This is a genomic window from Acrocarpospora catenulata, from assembly GCF_018476525.1.
Lineage (GTDB): Bacteria > Actinomycetota > Actinomycetes > Streptosporangiales > Streptosporangiaceae > Acrocarpospora > Acrocarpospora catenulata.
In genome coordinates this window covers 139,237-159,446 of the sequence record NZ_JAHCST010000010.1, presented here as the reverse complement: position 1 = coordinate 159,446, position 20,210 = coordinate 139,237, and the positions used below count along the sequence as shown (strand labels likewise).

Here is a 20,210-nt window from a genome sequence, read left to right as displayed (position 1 = left end):
CTTCCTTGGGTTCTGGTTGATCTCCGGTGGCGTGCCGCGCTGGTGCGGGCACGCCACCGGACGTCACCGGAGGGGGGTCAGCCGTTGCCCCACAGGCTCGCGTCGTCCACGTTCTCCTTGGTCACCGTGGGCGAGGGAAGCAGGTCCTGAAGCGACTGTCCGACCTCGACGATGGTGCTGTTGTGGTCGGTGGGGCCTGGCTGGTAGGTCTTGCCCGCCATCGCGTCCTTGATGTACTGGATGCCGTACTTGGCGTACAGGTCCAGCGGCTGCGAGATGACGGCGTCGAGGGTACCTTCCCGTACCGCGTCCAGCGCCGGCTTGGAGCCGTCGATGCCGACGGTGACGATGTGGTCAGGGTCGCCGGCCTTGGTGAGTTTGCCCTGGTTGCGCAGGGCCTGCTGGACACCGGCCAGGCAGACCGACTCGCTGCCCATGAACAGGCCGGCCAGTTTCTCGGTGCTGAGCACCGTCTGCGCCTGGGTGGCGCACTCCTCCGGCTTCCAGTTCATCGGTTTGGAGATGACCTTGACGTTGGGGAACTGCTCGGCCATGCAACTGGTGAAGCCCTTGCTGCGGTCCTGGCCGTTCGAGGTGGCCAGGTCGCCCTGGAGGTCCAGCACGGTGCCTTCGCCGTTGATCTGCTTGCCCATGTACTCGCAGGCGGCCTTGCCCATGTAGACGTTGTCCGCCCGGACCACCATGTAGATCTTGCCCGACTCCGCGCCCAGGTCGACGGTGACCACGGGGACGTTCTTGGCGTTGGCCCGGTCGATGGCGGGGCCGACCGCCTTGCTGTCCACCGGGACCACGATCAGGCCCTTGACGCCCCGGCCGAGCAGGGTGGTGATGTCGGCGTTCTGCTTGGCCGCGTCGCCGTCGGCGTTGGCCGCGGGCAGCAGGTTGACGCTCGCCGCCTTGGCCTGCTCGCCGAGCTGTTTGACCAGCTGCACCTGGAAGGCGTCGGTGAGGAAGGACTCGGAGAAGCCGACCTCGCCGCCGGCCGCGGCGGCCGGGTCGCCGGTCGCCGCGGTGTCGCCGGTGCCGGAGTCGGTGGAGGAACACGCGCTGAGGGTGAGGGTGGCCGCTGCGAACAGGGTCAGTACACGCCTGCCCGTTGTGCTGTGGTATGACATGGATCCTGCTTTGCTTGGGTGGTGATGTCGTTCTTCGTGTACTGACCGTTCATGGAAGGGACGGCCGCATGGGGGCGCTCCCGGGAGTTCTGGTCCCGGAGTCACCGTTTGCCGCAGCGCGCCGGACGCGGGTGGAGCCGCGTCCGGTGTGGTTCAGCGGCCTGTGGAGTTGCGTTCGATGACCGGCAGGAGCGCGATCCGGGTCCGGCGGATGTGACCGGCCAGCAGGCGCTCCGCGTCCGTGGTGTCGGCACGCCGGATCGCGTCGATGAGCAGTCGGTGTTCGGCGTTGATCACCCAGTCCCGCTCGTGGCCCGAACGCTCGACGTACGCGCGCCGGTACGGCTGGGTGATGTTCCACAACCTCTCGATCATGTCCCGGAGTTCCTTGTACGGGTTCCCCGAGTAGGACAGGAGGTGCAGTTCACGGTCGAGGTGGAGGAATCTGTCCAGGCTGGTGTTCGCCTCGATCTCGTCCTGGATCTGCTCCAGGCGCCGGATGGTCTCGGCGGACAGGTGCGGGATGCTCTCGGTCAGCGCGAGCGGCTCCAGGCGTTCGCGGATCTTGTAGGTGACGTCGCACTCCTCCGCGTTCATCTCGGAGACCCAGGCGCCGCTGTTGGCCTTGAGAGTGACCAGGCCCTGGGAGTGCAGGATGCGCAGCGCCTCCCGGACCGGCAGGCGGCTGGCGCCGAAGTCCCGGGCGACCTCCTCCTGGCGGATCCTGGCCCCCGGCTTGAGCTCGCCGGAGAGGATCTGCTCGCGCAGGTGCTCGGCGATCCGGTGGCTCATCACGCCGTCGGTGGTCGCTTCCGGGACGACACCGCTCATCGGCCGACCGCCTCCTCCCGCAGGTACCAGGCCCGCCCGTGCGGGTAGGACACCAGCTCGAACTGGGCGCCCCAGGGGGCCAGGAAGTAGATCCAGCGCTGTCCCGCGTGCGGGCCGTCGCTGGCGGTGGGCCCGCCGAGCACGGTCACGCCGCGTGAGCGCAGGTAGTCCGCCGCGGCGTCGATGTCCTCCACGTACAGGGCGAGGTGGTGTCCACCGACGTCGCTGTTGCGCGGCGGGGTCAGCGCCTGGTCGGGGGCCTCGTACTCGAAGACCTCGAAGACCGGCTGGTTGCCGCAGCGGAAGAACCGCAGCTTGCCCACCCGGGCCCGGGGGTGCACGTTGAGATGGGTGGCCATCCAGTCCCCGTCGTCGGACTTGGCGCCGAGCGGGTAGAGGTACTCGCACCCGAGCACGTCCACCAGGAACTCGGTGGCCTGCTCGATGTCGGGAACGGTCAGGCCGACGTGGTCCAGGCCGACCAGCCCCGGCAGTCCCGGGGCGCCCACTTCGGCCATGTTCCCCACCTCCGCAATCCGTTGACAATCTGTTTCGTGGTTGTTTCCACCGCCGCACTTCGATCCGGGATGGATCCAATGCGGCCTGGTGAATCGGTAGCTTTGTCTCCCAAACCAGGGAAAGTCAATGTTGAGACGACATTCTTCTGTTACGAAGACATAACGGGAGTATGAGATCGGATCCAATCTGTGCGAAGGTCGGTAACAACCGCGGATCGCGGAGGGGGTGCGGCTGACCGGTCCCGGTCGCCTGGCGGAGCGCCGGCGCCCCCATGCCGGAAACTGCACCGGCCACGGCTTGTCACCTGGAGAGAACACATGACCAAACACCAGGACCTCGCCGCGCCCACGCCCTGGCTGGAACTGACCACCACCGAGGCGGACTGGGACGCGGCCGACCCCGGCCTGCTGCGCGCGATGTTCGGGCAGCTCGTGCTCATCAGAGCCTTCGAGGAGTACGTCCTCGAACTCGCCGGAGCCGGACTGGTCCACGGGCCCGCCCACTCCAGCGTCGGCCAGGAGGCCGGGGCGGTCGGCTCGATCCTCTCCCTGACCTCGGCGGACACCATCACCGGCTCACACCGGGGGCACCACCAGTTCCTGGCCAAGGCGCTCGGCCACGCGCTGCCCGCCGGATGGGATCCACGCGCGGACCTGCCCGCCGCGGTCACCGAGCTGCTCACCCGGACGCTGGCCGAGATCTGCGGCCTGGCCCGCGGCTTCTGCCGGGGCCGGGGTGGATCCATGCACCTGCAGTGGCCGGAGGCCGGGGCGATGGGCACCAACGCCATCGTCGGCGGCGGCGTCCCGCAGGCGGCCGGCTTCGCCTGGGCGCACCGGCGGGCCGGCACCGACGCGGTCTCGGTCGCCTACTTCGGCGACGGGGCCGCCAACATCGGCTCCGTCCTGGAGAGCTTCAACCTGGCCGCCGCCTGGTCGCTCCCGGTCTGCTTCTTCATCGAGAACAACCAGTACGCGGTGTCCACGCACGTCCGCGAGGTGACCGCGGAGCCCCGGCTGTCGGTGCGTGGCCTCGGCTTCGCCATCCCCAGCTGGCGGGTGGACGGCATGGATCCACTCGCCGTCCATCTGGCCATGGACGAGGCGCTGGCGCACATGCGGGCGGGCAACGGGCCGACCATCATCGAGGCCGACCTGTACCGGTACTACCACCAGAACGGCCCCTTCCCCGGCAGCGCGTTCGGCTACCGCTCCAAGGAGGAGGAGCGGCAGTGGCGGCAGCGCGACCCCATCGACCTGATGGCCGGGCACCTGGTCCGCCGCGGCGTGCTCACCGCCGAGGAGGCGGGGAAGGCCACCGACCTGGCCGGCGCCACGATGCGGATGATCGGCGACCAGCTGCTCGAACCCCTCCCCGGCGGCAAGCCGGGCCAGCGCCGCATCCGGCCGCAGGAGTGGCCGGACGCCGGTTTCCGTGACGTCGGCGTCCGCGGCGACCTGTCGGAGTTCGGCCCCGACGTACGGTACGAGGAGGCGGACACCTTCTCCGGCGCGCTCGCCGAGCGCAGGTTCATCGACGTGGTCGCCGAGGTGATGACCCGCCGGATGGCCGACGACCCCGCCGTCGTCGTCATGGGCGAGGACGTGCACCGCCTCAAGGGCGGCACCAACGGGGCCACCAGGGGCCTGGCCGACGCCTTCCCCGACCGGGTGCTCGGCACCCCGATCAGCGAGAACGCGTTCGCCGGCCTGGCCGGCGGCATGGCGCTGGACGGCCGGTACCGCCCGGTCGTGGAGTTCATGTACGCCGACTTCCTCTGGGTGGCCGCCGACCAGCTGTTCAACCAGATCGGCAAGGCCAGGCACATGTTCGGCGGCGACAACCCGGTGCCGCTGGTGCTGCGCAGCAAGGTGGGCACCGGCACCGGGTACGGCTCGCAGCACTCCATGGACCCGGCCGGGATCTTCGCCACCTCGCCCGGCTGGCGGATCGTCGCCCCCAGCACGCCCTTCGACTACGTGGGCCTGATGAACACCGCGCTCCGCTGCGACGACCCGGTGGTGGTCATCGAGCACGTGGACCTGTACGCGAGCACCGGCACCGGACCGGTGGACGACCTCGACTACCACATCCCGGTCGGCAGCGCCGCCGTGCGCCGCACCGGCCGCGACGTGACCGTGCTCTCCTACCTGTCGATGGTCGCCCACTGCCTGGAGGCCGCCGAGCAGGTCGAGGGGATCGACCCCGAGGTCATCGACCTGCGCTGGCTGGACCGGGCCAGCATCGACTGGGACACCATCGGCGCCAGCGTGCTGAAGACCGGCAACGTGCTCATCGTGGAGCAGGGGGCGATCGGCACCTCGTACGGCGGGTGGCTGGCCGACGAGATCCAGCGCCGGTACTTCGACTGGCTCGACCACCCGGTACGGCGGGTGACCGGCGGGGAGGCGTCGCCGAGCATCAGCAAGGTCCTCGAACGGGCGGCCATCGCCCGCACCGAGGAGGTCGCCGACGCCTTCCGCCGCATGACCACCGACGGCACGCTCGCGCCCCGGCGCTGAGCCCTCAACCGGACTACCAGGGACCAGGACCATGGCCACTCTTCTTCGCATGCCAGAACCGGCGGCCGGTGCCACCAGCGCCGTCGTGTCGGAATGGCCGATCGCCGAGAACTCCCCCTACTCCGTCAACGCCGCCATCGTCGTCATCGAGACCGAAAAGGCGTCCATCGAGATCGAGGCGGAGAGCGACGGCGTCCTCCTCAAGCGGCTGGTCGCCGCCGGCACCGAGGTGGACGTCGGCGCCCCCATCGCGCTGCTCGGCGCGCCCGGGGAACGACCGGAGAACGTGGAAGCCCTCCTCGCCGAACTCGGCGCCACCGCACCCCCGGCCCCGCCCGCCACCTCCTCCGCGCAGCCAGCCGCACCCCCGGCCCCGTCCGCCGCCGCCTCCCCTGCGCAGCCCGCCGCCGCTCTGAACGGGCAGGCCGCGCCGGTGACGGAGGAACCGCCCGCCGAGTCCACGTCCGCGCGGGTCTTCGCCAGCCCGCTGGCCCGCCGTCTGGCCCGCCAGGGTGGCCTGGCGATCGACCAGATCGCCGGGACCGGCCCCGGCGGCCGTATCCTCCGGCGGGACGTCGAGGAGGCACTGGCCCGCGCGAGCCGTCCCGCCCCTACGCCCACCCCCGCACCCGTCACGGCCACACCATCCGGCGAATACGAGGACATCCCGCACAGCAGGATCCGCCGCGCCATCGCCACCCGCCTGGTGGCGAGCAAGCAGACCACCCCGCACTTCTACGTCCGGGGAACCGCCCGCGCCGAACAGCTCCTGGCCGTCCGGGCGCAGCTCAACCAGCCGGGCTCGCCCAAGATCTCGGTCAACGACCTGGTGGTCAAGGCGGTCGCCCGCGCCCACCGGCTCGTCCCCGAGATGAACACGATCTGGACCCCGGACGCCGTCCGCCGCTTCACCCACGTGGACGTCGCGGTCGCCGTGGCCACCGACACCGGCCTGGTGACCCCGGTGCTCCGCGCGGTGGACACCATGCCGATCACCGCCGTGGCCGAGACCACCCGCCGCCACGCGGAGAGCGCCCGCACCGGCCGCCTACGCCAGAACGACCTGGAAGGCGGCACCGTCTCCGTCACCAACCTGGGCATGTACGGCACCGAGGAGTTCACCGCGATCATCAACCCACCGCACTCCTCCATCCTGTCGGTCGGCGCCGCCCGTACCGAGCCCGTCGTCGAGAACGGAACCGTCGTCGCGGGCACCACGATCCGCTTCGTGCTCTCGGTCGACCACCGCCCGATCGACGGCACGGTCGCCGCCCGCTGGATGGCCGAGTTCCTGGCCCTGATCGAGAACCCGGTGCGCATCCTCGCCTGAAACGGCCGTCGTCTCCCCCGCCTGGCTGGACGGGGGAGACGACCGACGGTCAGCGGACCGGCGACAGGTCCGGTCTGGTGATGCCGAGATGGTCGCGGAGGGTGGTGGTCGTGTACTCCTCCCGGAACAGGCCGCGCCGCTGGAGCTCCGGGATGACGTGGTCCACGAAGGCGTCGAGCTGCTGCGGGTGCTGGGGGGTGAGCACGTTGAAGCCGTCCGCCGCGCCGCCCAGGAACCACGCCGCCAGCTCGTCGGCGATCTGCTCCGGGGTGCCCACCGGGGTCCAGTGGATGACCCCCAGGTTCCGGTAGACCGTGTTGGCGAACCGCCGCAGGCTGGTGTTCTCCTCCAGGGCCCAGGCGCGGAGCCGTACCAGCCGGGTGACCGCGCCCTGGTAGCCCTCGACCGCGGGGAAGTCGTCGACCGGCACGGGCCCGTCCGGGTCGGCCGCGCTCAGGTCGAGGCCCAGTTCCTGGCCGAGCCGGGCGATGTTCCCGCCGTCGTCCAGGATCAGGTCCTCGAACTCGCCGTGGATCCGGCGCGCCTCGGCCTCGGTGGAGCCCACGTACGGGACGACGCCGGGGAGCACGGCGAGGTCGGTGGCCGGGCGGCCGCCCGCCAGCACCCTGGCCTTGAGGTCGTCGTAGAGCGCCACGCCGGTCGGGATGTCGCTGGAGCCGGCGAACACGGCCTCCGCGAAGCGCCCGGCGAGCGCCCGCCCGGCCTCCGACGCCCCGGCCTGCACGATCACCGGACGGCCCTGGGGGCTGCCGGCGACGTCGAGGGATCCGGAGACCTGGAAGTGCTCCCCCTGGTGCTCGACGTGCCCGCCGTCCCACAGGGCGTTGAGCACGGCGATGAACTCCCCGGCCCGCTCGTACCTGCGGGCGTGCTCGGCGTGCCGGTCCCAGCCGAACTGCCTGGCCACCGCGTCACCGGCGGAGGTGACCAGGTTGACCGCCGCCCGGCCGCCGCTCAGCTGGTCGAGCGCGGCGACCTTGCGGGCCACCGCGTACGGGTCGTTGTAGGTGGTGGACAGCGTGCCGATCAGCCCGATGTGCCGGGTGTGCGGGGCGACCCCGGCCAGCATGACGAACGGGTCCAGTGGCCACGCCTGCTCGTTCTGCCCGATCCCGGCGGGCACGAAGGCCACCATGTCGGCGAGGAACACCGAGTCGAACAGGCCGCGCTCGGCGGTCCGGACGATCTCGACGTAGTAGTCGAGGTCGTGGATGCGGTGCGGGGTGCTGTCGGGGTGCCGCCAGGCGGCGGGGTGGAAGCCGATGCCGCGCAGGTTCAGGTTGATGCGCATGTGGCGCCGCTCGGTCATGGTCAGCCTCTCAGCGTGGGCAGGGCGTAGGTGCCGCGCAGCCCGGCGCCCTCGGCGGCGGGCACCCGGGCGGCGAGTGTCGCCACGGCGCCGGCGAGCACGTCAAGGTCGGTCGGCCCGTCGACCAGCAGGTCGGCGCCGGCCGTGGCGGAGATGTCGGCGGTGAGGTCGTGCAGGGTGATCGAGGCGAGCACCGCGGGCCCGTGGTCCCGGCTCGCGCGTTCGGCGGCGGCGGCGGCGAGCGCGGGCGCTCGACCGGCCAGCTCGGCCACGGGCACGAGGGCGACGTCGGCGACCGCGCCGGCCAGTTCCGCTCCCGCGTCGTCGGCGACCCGGACGAAGACCGCGGGGTTGCCGTTCGGCGGTCGCCGCAGCGTGCTGGGACCGGCCACCCGGAAGTGGCGTCCTGCGAAGTCCGAGGGGTGGATCCGCGACCGGTCGATGATCGTGCCGTTCGCGATGTCGACGGAGAAGGCGCCCTCCGCCCAGCCGTCCCAGAGCGAGCGGGCCGCCGTGACCAGTTCGACGGCGCGGGCGACGGGCTCGCCGGTGGCCAGGACCGGCGAGACCGCCCGGGTCCTGGCGGCCCTGATGGGATCCTCCTCGATGTCCAGCAGCCAACCCGCGCGCCCACGGGCGAAGTGGTCGATCGAGCCGATCTGCCGGGACGCGCTGAGCGGTTCGGTGAACCCGGTCGCGACGGGGGTGACCAGGCCGATGCGGGAGGTGAACCCGGCCAGCGCGGCGGCCGCGGTGGGCGGGTCCCAGCGCCAGGGCCCCGCTTCGCCGGTCGTGGCGGGATCGGTCAGCACGACGGATCCGGCGCCGCTCTCCTCCAGCCGCCCGACCAGGGCGAACAGCTCGTGAGGCGGCAACGCGGCCCAGACGGAGGGGGCGAGGGTGACGTTGAGCCGCGTGGTCACGCCACCACCTCCGCGAAGGACGCCCGCACGCCGTCCGCGCCCGCCGCCGCGGCGGCATGCGCATCGTCGCCCGCGCCGCCGACGGAACCGCCGGCGACCGGGTCCGCCGCGGCGGGGAGGGGGTAGATCGCGTGGACCGTCGCGGCGTGCGCGGGGTTGAGGATCGACCGGCCGCCGAAGCCGAGCGAGCGACCGAGTTCGGTGCTGCGGCGCAGGTCCGCCTCGTCCCCGCCGGGCGGGAAGGCGACCTGGACGGGCGGCGGCAGGTGCGCGGCCGCGGCGGCGTAGACCAGGCGGGTGCGCGCGTACGCCAGGCCCTCGTCGGTGGCGGTGCCGAGCTCGGCCCGCAGGTCGCCCTCGCCGAGGCCGACCGACCAGACGGTGTGGGTGGCGGTGGCCAGCGCGGCCAGCGACTCGACGCCGCGCGCGGTCTCCGCCATGACCTGCAGCCCGATGGTCCCGGCCAGGTTCCGCCGCGCCCGCAGGTCCTCCACCAGCCCGGCGATCCAGCGGATCCGCGCGGCGTCCTCGGACTTGGGCAGCCGGATCGCGGTCAGCCCGGGGGCGACCACGGCCGCCAGGTCCCGCTCCAGGGTGCCGTCGTCGCGGGCCGCGTTGACCCGGACCAGGGTGGGCCGCTCCGGCGTGCCCGACAGGAACTCCGCGGCGACGGCCCGCGCCTGGTCCTTGCCGGCCTCCGGAGTCAGGTCCTCCAGGTCCAGGACGACCGCGTCGGCGGGCGACCGGTCCGCCTCCCGTACGACGTCCGGGGTGCTTGGGCTGACGTAGAGGTAGCTGCGATACGGCAGCCGGGCCGGATACCGGAGCGGAGGGTGATCACTGGAAGGCATGTTCGTCCTTCTTCGGTGCGGTTGAGCGCCTGTTCTATGTAATTCCTACAGGAATAGTATAGTATCTGCCTGTGACCAGCTCGAGGGTTGAAACATCACCACCCCTGATCGCCCACCACCCCGACTCCCCCGAGTTCGCCGCGCTGCTCGCCCGCATCGCCGCGGGCGCGAGCGACCGCGAACGCCATCGGGTCAACCCGCACGAGCAGATCGGCTGGCTGAAGGAGGCCGGGGTCGGCAGCCTGCGGCTGACCGGCGCGTACGGCGGGCCGGGCGTCACCCTCCGGCGGCTGCTCGACGTGGTCATCCGGATCGCCCGCGCCGACGCCAACATCGCGCACGCGCTGCGCTCCCACTACCTGGTCACCGAGAGCCGCCTGCACCTCCCGGCCGACCCGTGGCTGCGGGCCGCCGCCCGCGGCGAGCTGTTCGGCATCGCCGTCGCCGAGGCGGCGACCGCCCGCATCGACTCCCGCGACTACACCACCACGCTCCGCCGCCACGGCGACGGCTGGCTGCTGGACGGCGAGAAGATCTACTCCACCGGATCGCTCTTCGCCGACTGGATCCAGGTGCCCGCCGTCGGCGAGGACGGCACGGTCAGGTTCGCCTTCGTCCACCACGACGCGGCCGGCGTCGACCACCGCGACGACTGGGACGGCATCGGGCAGCGTCTCACCGCCAGCGGCACCACGATCTTCCGCTCCGTCGCCGTCCCCGACGACCACGTGCTCAAGGCCGAACTCGGTCTGCCGGGAAGTTCGGACCCGCGCACCTACCGGGGCACCTTCGCCCAGCTCTACCTGCAGGCGGTGCTCGCCGGGATCGCCGCCGCCAGCGCCGACTCGGCGGCCGAGGTGATCAGGGGCCGCCGCCGCACCTTCTCGCACGCTTCGGCGGCCACCGCGGCCGACGACCCGCTGGTCCAGCACATCGCCGGCCAGATCGACGGCTTCGCCTTCACCGCCAGGGCCGCCGTGCTCGTCGCCGCGGAAACGCTCGACGCCGCCGCGGCGAGCACCGGCGTCGACGGGCAGTCCGACCCCGAGCTGCTGCACGCCGCCGCGCTCGACGTCGCACGTACCAAACCGGTGGTGGAGGACCTGGCGCTGCGCGCCGCGACCCTGCTCTTCGAGGCCGGGGGCGCCTCCACCGCGACCGTCAGGCAGAACCTCGACCGGCACTGGCGCAACGCGCGCACGGTGGCCTCGCACAACCCCACCGTCTTCAAGACCAGGGCCGTCGGCGACCACCTGGTCAACGGCGCCCGCCTGCCCGGCAACGGCTTCTTCTAGATCACCGCACCACGCTCTACCCAGGAAAGCAGGACCAGCGTGCCATCCCTCCCCCGACGCCTCGCACTCGCGAGCCTGGCCATCCTCACCGCGGCCACGGCGCTCACCGGGTGCGGTGAGTCCGCGCCGACCGGCACCGGCGGCGGCACGCCGCGGACCGGCGGCGCCGTGACCTACGCCATCGCCGGTTACCCCGTCTCGATCGACATCTCGCTGCAGGGCGGCCGAGGCACCCTGGCGGGCGTGCAGATCGTCGACACGCTCACCGAGAGCGTCCCGAAGACCAACGAGATCAAGCCGCGGCTGGCCAAGAGCTGGACGGTCAGCCCGGACGCCAAGAAGTTCACCTTCACCCTGCGCGACGACGTGACCTTCAGCGACGGCACGAAGTTCGACGCCCAGAATGTCAAGGACAATCTCGACACCCTGGTCCAGCTCAACGCCGCCGCCAAGACCGACACCCTGGTGCGCAGCGCGCTCGCCAGCTACAAGGGCTCCACCGTCATCGACGCGAACACCGTGGAGGTCGAGTTCAACTCCCCGGAACTCGGCTTCCTGCGCAACCTCAGCGACCCCTACCTGGGCCTGCTCTCCTCCGCCACACTGAAGGCGACACCGGAGGAGCGCGCGGCGGGCAAGCTCGTCGGCACCGGCCCGTTCGTGCTCGGCACGATCAAGCGGAACGAGTCGATCGAACTGCTCGCCCGCAAGGACTACAACTGGGCGCCGGAGAGCACCAGCGCCCACCAGGGCCGCGCCTACCTCGACTCGGTGACCTTCAAGGTGGTGCCGGAGTCGGGCGTGCGCGCCGGGCTGCTCGCCAGTCAGCAGGCCGAACTGGTCGACGACGTGGCCAAGGACGACGAGGCGACGGTCACCTCCGCGGGCGGCTCCATCGCCTTCGCGGGCACCCCCGGCCTGGTCGGCGGCCTGCGGCAGAACCCCTACAGCGTGTTCGGCGGCGACAAGGCGATCCGGCAGGCGGTCACCAAGTCCATCGACCGCGCCGAGGTGCGCACCACGCTGCAGTCCGAGGCGAGCTCCCAGCCGGTGACCAGCGCCATCGGGGCCACCACCCCGCTCTGGACGGACCTGTCGGCCGATCTCGCGTACGACCCCGAGGGCGCCAAGAAGATCCTGGAGGACGCCGGGTGGAAGGCCGGCGCCGACGGCATCAGAGAAAAGGACGGCGTCCGGCTGGACCTGAAGCTCATCTACACCCTGAACTCCCTGGTCGCCACCAAGTCGGACCTCGAACTCCTCCAGGACCAGCTCAAGCGGGTCGGCATCGGGGTCACCCTGGTCCCCGCCACCGCCGCCGAGTTCACCGAGGCCATCCTGGCTATCAAGGAGCGCGGCACCGACGCCCAGTACGACTTCCTGTCCGGCAGCGGCCCGAGCAAGGACCCGTCCTTCCTGGTCGGCCTGTTCCGCAACAGCAACCCCGCGCTCGGCGGGGCCGAGCAGCCGGAACTGGAGGCCGCGGCGGACAAGCTGGCCGCCGCCACCACCGAGCAGGAGCGCGCGAGCTCCGCCGCCGACCTGCAGCGGCTGCTGGTCAGCGACGGCTACTGGATCCCGATCAAGGAGCTCTCCAAGGTCGTCGGCGCCTCCTCCGGCTTGCAGGGCTTCCGGCTGGACGCTTACGCGCTCCCCGTCCTCTACGACACCTGGCTCGACCGGTAGCCGAGGATGGGAGCCCCCGCACGGTACGTCGCCGGACGGCTGGCCCAGGGCGCCGTGGTGATCTGGGCCGCCTTCACGGTCACCTTCGTCATCCTCTACCTGCTGCCATCCGACCCGGTCTCGATCATGCTGAGCCAGGGTGGCGACAGCACCGGGGTGAGCGAGGAGGCCGAGTCCCGGCTGCGCGCCGAGTTCGGCCTCGACCAGCCGGTCCTCGTCCAGTACGCCACGGCGCTGTGGCGTGCCCTGCACGGGGACTTCGGCGACTCGATCACCCTCGGTGGCGCGGTCATCGGGCACATCCTCCAAGCCCTGCCGCAAACCGTCCTGCTCACCGCGGTGACCGCCGTCATCGCGGTGGCGGGCGGGGTCGGCCTGGCGGTGGCCGCGAGCGCGACCCGCTCGCGGACGCTGCGGCGGGTGCTGACCAACCTGCCGTCGGTGGCGGTGTCCCTGCCGTCCTTCTGGGTGGGCATGGTCCTCATCCAGCTCTTCTCCTTCCGGCTGCACCTGTTCCCCGCGCTCGGCAACGGCGGCTTCGCCACCCTGGTCCTGCCCGCCGTCACGCTCGCGGTGCCGACCGGCGCCGTGGTGGCCCAGGTGCTGTACAACAACCTGAGCGGCGCGCTCCGCCAGGCCTTCGTGGAGGTGCTGCGCGCCAAAGGGCTGAGCGAGCGGCGCATCCTGCTCGGCCACGCGCTCCGGGTGGCCGTGCTCCCTGCGCTCACCCTGGTCGGCATGAACATCGCGGCCATGCTGGCCGGGGCCATCGTGATCGAGACCGTGTTCGGCCGCTCCGGCCTGGGGCGGCTCACCGAGGCGGCGGTCAGCGAGCAGGACATCCCGCTCGTGCAGGGCGTGGTGGTGGTGAGCGCGGCCGTCTTCGTCCTGGTCAACCTCGTCGTCGACCTGCTCTATCCCCTCGTCGACCCGCGGATCAGCCACCGCGCGACGGCCGCGAGCTGAAGGGCCCCCTGTGACAACCGACACGCTTCCCGCCGTAGCGGCCGTGCCCAGGACCCGCCGGGGCACGCTCGGCGCCGGGTTCTGGATCTCGGTCGCCCTGATCGCCCTCTTCCTGAGCTGGGCGCTCTTCCCCGCCCTGTTCACCGGACACGACCCGATCGCCAGCGCCCCGGCCCAGCGGCTGCAGGCGCCCGGCGCCGCCCACCCGTTCGGCACCGACCAACTCGGCCGGGACCTCTACGCCCGGGTGGTGTACGGGGCGGGGGCCTCGATCCGGGCCACCGTGGTCGCCGTACTCGTCGGCATGACGGCCGGAACCCTGATCGGGCTGGTCTCCGGCTTCGTCGGCGGCTGGCTGGACGCGGTGCTGATGCGCGTGGTGGACGTGCTGCTGGCGATCCCCGCGCTGCTCATCTCGCTGACCATCGTGACCGCGCTCGGGTTCGGCGTGGTGAAGGTGGCGCTGGCCGTCGGGGTGGCGGCCATCGCCGGGTTCGCCCGGGTGATGCGGGCGGAGGTGCTCCGGGTGCGCACCTCGGCGTTCGTCGAGGCCGCCCTGGCCTGCGGGGTCCGGCGGCGGACCATCGCGCTGCGCACCGTGCTGCCACACGCGATCGGCTCGGTCCTGGTGCTGGCCGCGCTGGAGTTCGGCACGGCGATCCTGGCCGTCTCGGCGCTCTCCTTCCTCGGGTTCGGGGCGGTGCCGCCCAATCCCGAGTGGGGGCTGCTGGTCGCCGACGGGCGGACCTTCCTGGCCAGTGCCTGGTGGCTCACCACCATTCCCGGGCTGGTCATCGCGCTGGCCGTGACCGCGGCCAATGTGATCAGCCGGACCTTCAAGGATCGGAGCGAGGTGCACGGGTGAGCGGAACCCTGCTGGCCGTACGCGGCCTGGCGGTCGAGTACCGGTTGGCCGGCGGCGGCACGGTGGCGGCGCTGCGCGGCGTCGATCTGGACGTGCGGCCCGGTGAGATCGTCGCGGTGGTCGGCGAGTCGGGGTCGGGCAAGTCGACGCTGGCCCGGGCCGTGCTCCGGATGCTCAGCGGCAACGCGGCGATGACCGCCCGGTCGGTGGCCTTCACCCCGGACGGGGAGACGGTCGAGCTGACCGGCCTCACCGACGGGGAGCTGCGCGCGCGGCGCGGCCGGGACATCGGCTGGGTGCCCCAGGACCCCGGGGTGTCGCTGGACCCGGTGCGCCGGATCGGCGACCAGATCGCCGAGGTGCTCACCGTGCACGGGCTGGCCGACCGGCGGACCGCGCGGCGGCGCGCGGTGGAGGTGCTGGCGAGCGTCGGCATCGACGATCCGCAGGGGCGGGCTCGCCAGTACCCGCACCAGCTGTCCGGCGGGCAGCGGCAGCGGGTGCTGATCGGCATCGCGATCGCCGCCCGGCCCCGGCTGATCATCGCCGACGAGCCGACCAGCGCGCTGGACGTGACCACCCAGCGGACGATCATGGACCTGCTGGTCGAGGTGGCCGGCCGGGAGGGCAGTTCGGTGCTGCTCATCACGCACGATCTGGCGCTGGCGGCGGAACGCGCCGACCGGGTGGTGGTCGTGCGGCAGGGCGAGATCGTGGAGACCGGCGCGGCGGCGCAGGTCTTCGATGCGCCCGGCCATCCCTACACCGCCGAACTGGTCAGGGTCGCGCAGACCCTGGAGGGCGAGCGGCTCCGCCCGGCCCGCGCGGGCGGGGACCCGGTGATCGGAGCCGAGGACCTGGTGAAGACGTTCGGCCGCCGCGGGAGCAGGCGCCGGGCGGTGGACGGGGTGTCGCTGAGCGTGGCGCGCGGGACCACGCTGGGGATCGTCGGGGAGTCCGGGTCCGGCAAGTCGACGACGGCGCGGATGCTGCTCCGGCTGGAACGGCCGGACTCCGGGTCGGTCGAGCTGGCCGGGCAGGACCTGCTGCGGCTGCGCGGCGAGGCGCTCCGCCAGGCGCGGCGGCGGATCCAGCTGGTCCAGCAGGATCCGTACTCCTCGCTGGACCCGCGCCGGACGGTCGGCGCGAACATCGCGACCGCGCTGGACGCCTTCGGCATCGGCACCCGGGCCGAGCGGCGGGCCCGGGTCGCCGACCTGGTCGCCGACGTGGCGCTGCCCGCAGACGTGGTGGACCGCAGGCCGGGCGAGCTGTCCGGCGGCCAGCGGCAGCGGGTGGCCATCGCCCGGGCGCTGGCGGTCGGGCCGGAGATCGTGGTGCTGGACGAACCGGTGTCCGCGCTGGACGTGTCGGTGCAGGACCAGGTGCTCCGGCTGCTGGCCCGGCTCCAGGAGGAGCACGCGCTCACGTACGTGTTCATCTCGCACAACCTGGCCGTGGTCCGGCAGTTCTGCGACGAGGTGGCGGTCATGCGGGGCGGGCGGATCGTGGAGGCGGGACCCGCCGAGGCGATTCTGGAGAACGCGCGGCATCCGTACACCCAGGCACTGCTGAACGCGGTGCCGCGCCCGAAGCAGGAGGCGCACCTCGATCGTTGACCTCCGAAGGTTCCTACCATCTGGGAACGCTGGGACGCCCTCACCCTCCTCCCGAAACAACGAACCCGTCCTCGCCGAAATCGCCGCCGGCTTCGCCAACGCCCACGAACCGTCCTAGCCCTTGGCGCTGATGATGCTGGCCACCGCCGCGGCGATGATCTGCGGGCGCGGGACACCTGAGGGTGCGCCGGTCCACACCGACCTGCCGATCGGCCATGTCGTCCTCGAAGGCGCCGTCGCCCTGCAGACCGTCCAGGTCGACTGGTCGATCGCCCTTCCGGTCACCGCCGCCGCGGTGACCGGCGGCCTGGTCGGCGGATGGCTCGCCGGGCGGGTCCGCGCGGACCGCCTTCGTACGGCCTTCGGCTGGTTCGTCTTCGCGATGGGCGGCCTCGTGCTGGTCCAACAGGCACCGCCCGCCCTGTTCCACACCGGGTGGGGGCTCGCGGCGCTCCCGGTCGTCGCCGTGGCCGCGATCGCGTACCTGATCGCCTGCCGGAGGAGCCGCGACCTGCGGCTCAACCCGACGTGACGGTGCGCCCGACCCAGAGGTCCTTGGACCCTTTCTCCGCCCGCCGCAACGGGACTACACCGGGATCAGGAGGCAGTGATGAAGCTTCGCGAAGGACAGGACATCGTAAGAACAGAATGTGGCCGGGAACTGGTCGTGGGTCATCTGGAGCTCCCACACACGCATGGGCGGGTGACGCTCGATGTCGGTCTACGTTCCTACGATCACGATGAGGCATGGATCAGCCTGAGCCCGCAGGTTGCCCGGGCCCTGGCCGCCTGCCTGCTCGCCCAGGCGGCCGCCCTTGAGGAAGCGCCACGACCCGCGCCCGAAGCGGGGGCCGAGGCACGGCACACGATCGACGTACGCCACGCGGGAGGCGACGCGTACACGGTCGAGGTGCGCGGGCATGCACTCCTCACCGACCAGCCCGCCGACAGCGGCGGCACCGACCGGGGCACCATGCCGACGGAACTGTTCGTGGCCTCGCTGGCGTCCTGCGTCGCCTTCTACGCCGGCCGGTTCCTCGATCGGCACGGCGTCCCCCGCCGAGGGTTGCGCGTCACCGCCGAGTTCGACATGGCGGCCGACAGACCCGCCCGCGTCAGCGCGGTACGCCTGCGGGTCACCGTCCCCGAAGAGCTTCCCGAGTCCCGCCGCGCCGCGTTGCGCGCCGTCGCCGAACACTGCACCGTACACAACTCCCTGCGACAGCCCCCTCAGGTCACTGTCGACCTGATGGGCCCCAGCTCCGGGTGATGTCGGTACACGTGCCCTTCATCGCATCTAAACTCCGGGGATGAGCACGGAGCGGCATCTCGTGTCCTGGCTGAAAACCAAGAGTCCGGAGGAGCTTCGCCAGATTCTGGCGCGGGCCGGATTCACCAGCAGGAACGGCATTTCACCGGCGGACCTCGCGCGGCTGCTGCTTCGCCATGAGGTGACGCTCGCGCTCATCGGGTTCTGCACACTTCCCCAGACCCAGGCCCTGGCGGCCACGGCCTGGGTGGCGGCACGCCGGCACGGTCGGCTGAGCGGCTACTGGCACGGCGTGGACCCGGCCACCCGTTCCGTGCCTCGCGCCGAAGTGATCGACTTACTCGCCGGAGCGGACCAGGGACTACGGGCCGACGCCGAGGCGGTCCTGGACGACCTGGCCGAACTGACGCTGGTGCTCCCGCCGCATGGCGCGCACGTGACGGTTCCGGTCGGCGTCCATGTGAGCCTCGCCGACACGGTGGGCCTGGGCCGCCCGGCCGCCGAACTCCTCACCGCCTTCTTCAACGCCCCGGAGGTCCACCGGCTGGCCGACACGCTGGGCCTGCCGAAGGCGAGAACCCGCGACGACGCCCAACGCGGAGTGGTCGCCCTGCTGACCGACGCCGACCGGGTGCGTGCTCTGCTGGACGACGCGCCCGCGTCGGTCAGGGACCATCTGGACGGCATCATCAAGCACGGTTCGCAGGTCCTCACCCACGCCTACGAAGGCTCCCTCGGCTATCCCCCGAACCCCAAGGTCCGCTTCCGGGACAGCGGCTCCGGCGATCCCGACACCGACTGGCTGACCGCCCGGGGCCTGCTGCTACCTGCGGGGGCGGAGGACCTGGCCGAGGTGCCGATCGAGGTCGCCACGGCCGTCCTCGGCGAACTACGGGTCCCCTTCCACCCCCGCCCGCCACAGCCGCCCGACGATCTGATCGCCACCACTCGGGCCGACGGCTCCGCCCAGGCCGCGGTCACCGGCGCGGCCTCCCAGATCGAACGGCTCCTCGCCGCCTGCGCGCAGCAGCCTCCCGCCCTGCGCAAGACCGGCGGCCTCTCGGTACGGGACACCAAACGCGTCGCGAAGGCCGCGAGCGTGGCCGAGGAGGTCGCCAGATTCTGGCTCGACCTCGCCACCCAGGCCCAGTTGCTCCGCCCGCACGCGGAACCGGTCGAACGCCCCAAGGGGTACCGTGGCCGGCTGCCGGACCCCGTGGCCAACCTGCTTCCCACCAAGGCGTACGACAGGTGGCTGAAACGGCCACCGGCCGAACGGCTGACCCCGGTCATCGCCACCTGGGCCACGATCCCGGCGACCTATACGTACTGGCCTTTCACCGGGGAGACGCCCGTCGCCCTCACCGAGCCGGACGACCCGTACGCGGTCGGCACCCGGTACGCGCTGCTTGAGGCGCTGGACGCGCTGCCGCCGGGCAAGGGCGTCACCGCGCTGCCCTACCTGATCGCCAGGGCGAACTGGCACTGCCCGCACGGGGTCACCGACACGCCCGAACAGATCACCGCCATCCTCCGGGAGGCCGAACTGCTCGGAGTCGTCGCCGACGGCGGGCTCACCCAGGTCGGCCGCGCCGTCCTCGATCTGCTCCGCACGGGCGAGGCGTGGTCGTCGCCGGAGCCCGCGCTGGCCTCCGCGCTGACCGCGATGCTGCCGCCGCCTCAGTCGTCGGCCTTCTTCCAGGCCGACCTGACCGCGGTCGTCCGGGGGATCCCCATCGCGTCACTCGCCGCCCTGCTCGACACGACCGCCGACCGGGAGTCGGAGGGCCACGCGGTGGTCTGGCGCTTCACTCCCGCGACCGTACGCCGCGCCCTCGACACCGGTCACGAGGCCGACAAGCTGCTCACCCAACTCACCGCCGTCGCCGAAGCCCCCCTCCCACAGCCTCTCGAATACCTGATCAAGGACATGGGCCGCACCCACGGCCGGATGCGCGTGGTCCGCTCCGGCTGCTGCATCCGCTCCGACGACGAAACCCTCATCGACGAACTGGCCCGCACCCGAGCCCTGGCCAAACTCGGCCTCCGCAAGATCGCCCCGACCGTCCTGATCAGCTCAGCGGACGATCAGGAAACCCTGACCGCCCTCCGCAACGCCGGCTACACCCCAACACTGGAGGACGAGACCGGCACAACGGTCATCACCCGACCAGCCCAGCACAGAGCCCCGGCCAGACGCTGACCCCCCGGAATCCCGGTAGTTGGAGTCCCACTTGAGTAGGTCCCTACTCACGACCCAATTGGGCCGCTCTCCGGATCCTGAAGGAAGTCCGACCCACCTTCAGGAGGTCTCCGTGGAACGTTCCGCCGCCGTCAAGCTCGCCGTCGCCACAGCCTTGAGCCTTGTGCTGGCCACCCTCGCCGTCCCGACCCAGGCCACCGCAAGCGCGAGGCAGCTGATGCTCGTCAACGTGGAGACCGGCAAGTGCCTGACCATCGCGGGCGGCGTCAGCACCGACAACAACGTCCACGCCGTGCAGTACACCTGCGACACCGACCTGTCCCGGCGCTGGACGCTGGAGTCGGGCAGGGGCGGTGGAAAGCGCATCAGAAACGCCCAGACGGGCAAGTGCCTGACGATCGCGGGCGGCCTCAGCACGGCCAACAACGTCACGGCTCTGCAATACAACTGCGACCGCCACCCCTCCCGGTCATGGACCTTCTCCGAGGACGGCGACACCGGCAACTACTGGATCAAAAACGTACAGACCGGCAAGTGCGTAACCATCGCCGGCGGCCTCAGCACCGCCAACAACGTCGAAGCCCTCCAGTACACCTGCGACCGCCACCCCTCCCGCCGCTGGCACCTCGTCTGGACCAGCTAACAATCCCCTACCCGAGCGGAAAGTCACGCCCAGCGCGACTTTCCGCTCCCGCGTCTGGACCGTCAGAGGGTGCCGTTGACTTCCTCCCCTGGCAAACAGCCCCATACCTAGGCGAGCATTCGAAGCCTCCCCACCGACCTGCGGTAGCGCGTTGTCCCCGCAGGTCGGAGGCGTACGCTTTCATTCAGGCAAAGGCACCAGGTACCTTTGGGTACTGGAGG

Annotated in this window: 17 protein-coding genes; 11 read left to right on the top strand and 6 right to left on the bottom strand. The window is 71.7% G+C overall.

Going from position 1 to position 20,210, the window contains the following annotated elements; translation table 11 throughout:
- Positions 1–77: 77 nt before the first annotated feature.
- The 3 genes from KIP79_RS13075 to KIP79_RS13065 form a co-directional block, all read right to left on the bottom strand.
- A complete protein-coding gene (locus tag KIP79_RS13075; RefSeq protein ID WP_214105027.1) occupies positions 78–1,136 on the bottom strand; it encodes a sugar ABC transporter substrate-binding protein in 1,059 nt (352 codons plus the stop codon).
- Between the two features lie 153 nt (positions 1,137–1,289).
- Positions 1,290–1,967: a GntR family transcriptional regulator gene (locus KIP79_RS13070; protein ID WP_214105026.1), complete on the bottom strand. Its 678-nt coding sequence runs from the start codon at positions 1,965–1,967 to the stop codon at positions 1,290–1,292.
- Entirely contained in the window at positions 1,964–2,485 is a 522-nt protein-coding gene (locus KIP79_RS13065) for a VOC family protein (RefSeq protein WP_214105025.1), read from the bottom strand. Before KIP79_RS13065 ends, KIP79_RS13070 begins: the two co-directional genes overlap by 4 nt.
- A gap of 318 nt (positions 2,486–2,803) precedes the next feature.
- On the opposite strand from KIP79_RS13065, the gene KIP79_RS13060 reads away from it, so the two are divergent.
- Positions 2,804–5,008 carry an alpha-ketoacid dehydrogenase subunit alpha/beta gene (locus KIP79_RS13060; RefSeq protein WP_214105024.1) on the top strand — a complete coding sequence of 735 codons (2,205 nt, stop codon included), beginning with the start codon at positions 2,804–2,806 and terminating at the stop codon, positions 5,006–5,008.
- Positions 5,009–5,039: 31 nt separating this feature from the next.
- Entirely contained in the window at positions 5,040–6,338 is a 1,299-nt protein-coding gene (locus tag KIP79_RS13055; RefSeq protein ID WP_214105023.1) for a dihydrolipoamide acetyltransferase family protein, read from the top strand.
- A gap of 49 nt (positions 6,339–6,387) precedes the next feature.
- Here the strand turns inward: KIP79_RS13055 and KIP79_RS13050 are convergent, their stop codons facing one another.
- The 3 genes from KIP79_RS13050 to KIP79_RS13040 are packed head-to-tail and all read right to left on the bottom strand — an operon-like array spanning position 6,388 to position 9,442.
- Positions 6,388–7,668: an LLM class flavin-dependent oxidoreductase gene (locus KIP79_RS13050; protein WP_214105022.1), complete on the bottom strand. Its 1,281-nt coding sequence runs from the start codon at positions 7,666–7,668 to the stop codon at positions 6,388–6,390.
- 2 nt (positions 7,669–7,670) lie between these two features.
- A complete protein-coding gene (locus KIP79_RS13045; RefSeq protein WP_214105021.1) occupies positions 7,671–8,591 on the bottom strand; it encodes an LLM class flavin-dependent oxidoreductase in 921 nt (306 codons plus the stop codon).
- Entirely contained in the window at positions 8,588–9,442 is an 855-nt protein-coding gene (locus KIP79_RS13040) for an HpcH/HpaI aldolase/citrate lyase family protein (protein ID WP_214105020.1), read from the bottom strand. The genes KIP79_RS13045 and KIP79_RS13040 overlap by 4 nt, the downstream gene beginning before the upstream one ends.
- Positions 9,443–9,513: 71 nt before the next feature.
- Here KIP79_RS13040 and KIP79_RS13035 point away from each other — a divergent pair, with 71 nt between their 5' ends.
- The 9 genes from KIP79_RS13035 (at position 9,514) to KIP79_RS12995 (ending at position 19,989) form a co-directional block, all read left to right on the top strand.
- A complete protein-coding gene (locus KIP79_RS13035) occupies positions 9,514–10,737 on the top strand; it encodes an acyl-CoA dehydrogenase family protein (RefSeq protein WP_214105019.1) in 1,224 nt (407 codons plus the stop codon).
- Positions 10,738–10,776: 39 nt separating this feature from the next.
- On the top strand, positions 10,777–12,423 hold the full coding sequence (locus tag KIP79_RS13030) for an ABC transporter substrate-binding protein (protein ID WP_214105018.1): 1,647 nt from the start codon (positions 10,777–10,779) through the stop codon (positions 12,421–12,423).
- A gap of 6 nt (positions 12,424–12,429) precedes the next feature.
- A complete protein-coding gene (locus KIP79_RS13025; protein WP_214105017.1) occupies positions 12,430–13,389 on the top strand; it encodes an ABC transporter permease in 960 nt (319 codons plus the stop codon).
- A 10-nt stretch (positions 13,390–13,399) separates the two neighbouring features.
- The gene (locus tag KIP79_RS46890; RefSeq protein WP_308169699.1) at positions 13,400–14,254 is read left to right on the top strand and encodes an ABC transporter permease; all 855 of its coding nucleotides are present in this window, start codon (positions 13,400–13,402) and stop codon (positions 14,252–14,254) included.
- Complete coding sequence (locus tag KIP79_RS13015) at positions 14,251–15,873, top strand: dipeptide ABC transporter ATP-binding protein (RefSeq protein WP_308169698.1); 1,623 nt, start codon at positions 14,251–14,253, stop codon at positions 15,871–15,873. The genes KIP79_RS46890 and KIP79_RS13015 overlap by 4 nt, the downstream gene beginning before the upstream one ends.
- 121 nt (positions 15,874–15,994) lie before the next feature.
- Positions 15,995–16,405, top strand: coding sequence for a hypothetical protein (locus KIP79_RS13010; protein WP_250213144.1), 411 nt, complete (start codon positions 15,995–15,997; stop codon positions 16,403–16,405).
- 171 nt (positions 16,406–16,576) lie between these two features.
- Positions 16,577–17,143 (top strand): OsmC family protein, encoded by a 567-nt coding sequence (locus KIP79_RS13005; RefSeq protein ID WP_308169697.1) that lies wholly within the window; start codon positions 16,577–16,579, stop codon positions 17,141–17,143.
- 40 nt (positions 17,144–17,183) lie between these two features.
- Positions 17,184–19,346 carry a helicase-associated domain-containing protein gene (locus KIP79_RS13000; RefSeq protein ID WP_214105015.1) on the top strand — a complete coding sequence of 721 codons (2,163 nt, stop codon included), beginning with the start codon at positions 17,184–17,186 and terminating at the stop codon, positions 19,344–19,346.
- A gap of 112 nt (positions 19,347–19,458) precedes the next feature.
- A complete protein-coding gene (locus KIP79_RS12995) occupies positions 19,459–19,989 on the top strand; it encodes an RICIN domain-containing protein (RefSeq protein ID WP_214105014.1) in 531 nt (176 codons plus the stop codon).
- The last annotated feature ends 221 nt before the right edge of the window (positions 19,990–20,210 follow it).